At 41.8% G+C, this 3,136-nt stretch carries 4 protein-coding genes; 1 reads left to right on the top strand and 3 read right to left on the bottom strand.

Annotated elements, in window-relative coordinates; translation table 11 throughout:
• Positions 1-6: 6 nt before the first annotated feature.
• Entirely contained in the window at positions 7-1,092 is a 1,086-nt protein-coding gene (locus tag KTHG_RS12680; protein ID WP_139994010.1) for an alpha/beta hydrolase family protein, read from the bottom strand.
• Between the two features lie 87 nt (positions 1,093-1,179).
• Positions 1,180-2,022, bottom strand: coding sequence for a pyridoxamine kinase (locus KTHG_RS12675; protein WP_139994008.1), 843 nt, complete (start codon positions 2,020-2,022; stop codon positions 1,180-1,182).
• A 155-nt stretch (positions 2,023-2,177) separates the two neighbouring features.
• Between KTHG_RS12675 and KTHG_RS12670 the strand changes: the two genes are divergently transcribed.
• Positions 2,178-2,729, top strand: a complete 552-nt coding sequence (locus KTHG_RS12670; protein ID WP_126991351.1) for an ECF transporter S component — start codon at positions 2,178-2,180, stop codon at positions 2,727-2,729.
• Positions 2,730-2,910: 181 nt separating this feature from the next.
• Here the strand turns inward: KTHG_RS12670 and KTHG_RS12665 are convergent.
• The coding region (locus KTHG_RS12665; protein ID WP_222424344.1) for a hypothetical protein at positions 2,911-3,136 on the bottom strand (226 nt) is incomplete at its 5' end.

The following is a 3,136-nucleotide window of genomic DNA, read 5'->3' as shown; positions in this document are numbered from 1 at the left end:
CCTTGTCTATTGTAAAAATTCTTTTAATCGATTTTCATAAGGCTTGATATCTAAAATCCCTGCCATATGCCCATAAGTGCTTTGATAATGAAAATGGTCTGCTGTTTTATGGGCATTCTTCAACAGCGTAATAAATTCAGCATTGTAGGATGAGGGCTGCAGTAAATCATCATCACATGAAATGAGTAGTACATCAGCTTCAAATCGCGCAGCTGCTTCCTGTAACGAACCTCGCTGACGGGCCAAATCCTGTAGCATGGTCGCTTTACATGTATAATACCAATGTGTTGGATCAAGTACCGGTAGATTTTGTTTAATTGTTTGCGAAAGCGCTATTTCATAGGTAGCTGGTATTTTCAAATCTGTATAGGTTGCCTCATCATCCTGAATGCGTGGATATGTTTTTTCGTAGAACGTAGAAGTGAAAGCGCCCGTATTCATCATTTGTACGGCTAGCTGTAAGCCTTCCTTCGCGTCTTTTGTTGGCCAATTCGCATCTAGCTCTAAAACACGCATCGCCGGCTGTAAGACAGTCAATGAAGTCCATGTCGGATTTTGTGCATTGGTAATGACGCCGGTAATCCGCTTCGCAAATGTTGGAAACTCACAGCCGAGCTCTAATACTTGAAACCCTCCTGCAGAAGCCCCCATCGCTAAATAAAGCTGAGAAATGCCAAGCTGTTCACTTAAAAATTGATGAGCAATCTTGGCCATGTCGCGATACGTAAATACAGGGAAATCCAAGCCATATGGTTGATTTGTTTTTGGATTAATCGATGTAGGACCGGTCGTCACAACACTTGGGAGATAAGGTGCGACATTACACACATTATCGATACTCACCACAAAAAATCGCTCGGTATCAATTACCTTCCCAGGGCCAATCAGTGCATCCCAATAACCAGGCGCTGCATCATCCGCATGGTATTTCCCCGCTGCATGGCTACTCGCACTAAAATAATGTGCAATGTAAATCGCATTATCGCGCGCTTCGTTTAACGTACCATATGTTTCATAGCCTAATGTTAAAGGAATTTCTTGCCCATCTTCAAATGTATACGCTAATTGGAATTGTTGTTTTTGAACAATCATGATAAATTCGCCACCTTTCCTTCCCTAAATACCCTCATTTCACCGTTTTCCACCATAAAAAAAGAACCGCCAAAGCGATTCTTTTCTCTACAATAGCATGCCTAAATGCTGTTCAAAATAAACACCTGCTTTTGTCAGGCTTGTTTGTTTAGCGGTGGTTTCAATAGCAGCTGTTAAAAATTGCTCTGCTAGTTTGATTGTTTCTTCTAGGCTTTGACCGCGTAATAGCCCACCTATGACGACAGATGCGAATAAATCGCCTGTTCCGGAGTAGCTTTGGCCGTTAAATGGCTGTTTATGATAAAAGCTCTGCTTGGCATCGATGACGACATTGCTAATCGAAGACTGCTCTGTATAGGATGATGTTACACCCGTAATAATAACCTGTGCGCCTGTTTGTGCATGGAGCACCTGTCCCGCTTCCTCTACTGCCTGCATAAAGCTTTCTTCTTCGTGATAACTATGTAATTTCTCATACGGAATGCCGGTTAATAAGCAGCATTCTGTAATGTTTGGCGTAATAATCGTTGCCTGTTTCACTAGCGCGCGCATTCGTTCTAGTAAATGGCTCGTATACATCTTATACAAATCTCCCATGTCGCCCATGACAGGATCGACGAGCACCGTTGTATCTGTCGTTTGAAACCGCGCTAAAAACTGCATAATGTGGTCAATCTGTTGCTCCCCTGTCACAAAGCCGGTATGAATGCCATCAAAGGTTTCATTCATTTTCCCCCACTCCTCGATAAAGTGAGGCATCTCAGCTGTTAAGTCCTTACAATAATAGCTATCATATGCTGTTTGTGCTGTTAAAATAGCTGTCGGAAGCGGACAAGCCTGTACGCCCATGACAGAAAGCACTGGAATAGCTGCAGTAAGCGAGCATTTCCCAAAAGAGGACATGTCCTGAATAACCGCTACTTTTTTCATTATCGTTCAACCCATCTCTTTAGTTTAATTTTCTTCATTCTATCATATCTACTAACTAAACTGACCCTATCATTTTTTAATAAATTGGTACTTTTCTTTATGTCAGTTTTGCTTCAGAATAATCTGTAAATTAACAATAAGTGAGGAAGATGAATATGCAAAATGTAAATGGATATTCCGAAACACATAAACGAACATTAGAGCTGGTTATGACAGCGGTGCTTATTGCGCTTGTATTTGTTTGTACAATGCTACTAAATATTAAATTGCCAATTAAAGCAAATGGTGGGCTTGTGCATATGGGGACAGCGATGCTATTTATTACATCGATCCTATTTGGACCGAAAAAAGGGGCATACGCTGGGGCGATTGGTATGGCACTCTTTGATATGGTAGGTGGCTGGCTATTGTGGGCACCAATTACCTTTGTAGCACGTGGCTTACAGGGCTATATTGTCGGGAAGATTGCATGGGCGAAGGGTCATAAAGGAAATCATATGGGGCTTAATATTATGGCTGCGGTGATTTCAATGCCAGTGATGATTGCGGTGTACTATGTCGGCGAAGGGATTCTGTATAATAACTGGGTAGCGCCGCTGGCATCGATTCCTGGTGATATTGTACAAAATGTGATTGGACTCATAGTAGCCATTCCGTTATGTGCGTTTTTATTAAAAATTCCTTATTTCCAAAACAAGTTACGGTAACAAGACTGAAAAATATGCTATAATGAAGCCATACAAAAAGACGGTGCGCGAACACCGCCTTTGCAACAGACGTCACTGATGAGTTACAGCTCTCAGTGTCGGACCTCTCAAGTAGTTGAATTGTGTGAGAGCGTACACATTAGCTGTTACAGCAGCTTACGTGTTTAACTTCGGATGGGCCTTAATCTTCATGATTAGGGTCTTTTTCTTTTGGCTGACAATTATAGCCGCGAAAATGTTTGACGCCCTTACTGTCCGTCCACTCTTTGCTGTAGCAATAGTTTTTACAGAAACTACGCGCAGCTAGTAGTGTAATCGGTAGAATAAGCGTCGAAAAAACATACAAAAGAACCGCCGACATAAACCGCCTCCTTTCTAAGAGGCGCTGTTGCATACATTTATTATAT

This window comes from Kurthia sp. Dielmo, from assembly GCF_000307285.2.
GTDB classification, from domain to species: domain Bacteria; phylum Bacillota; class Bacilli; order Bacillales_A; family Planococcaceae; genus Kurthia; species Kurthia populi.
The sequence above is the reverse complement of the archived record's forward strand: the minus strand, read 5'-3'. Positions and strand labels throughout refer to the sequence as shown.

Bases quoted from the DNA above. Each gene is read 5' to 3' on its own strand.
- KTHG_RS12670 (WP_126991351.1), top strand. From the start codon at position 2,178: ATGCAAAATGTAAATGGATATTCCGAAACACATAAACGAACATTAGAG.
- KTHG_RS12680 (WP_139994010.1), bottom strand. From the start codon at position 1,092: ATGATTGTTCAAAAACAACAATTCCAATTAGCGTATACATTTGAAGAT.
- KTHG_RS12675 (WP_139994008.1), bottom strand. From the start codon at position 2,022: ATGAAAAAAGTAGCGGTTATTCAGGACATGTCCTCTTTTGGGAAATGC.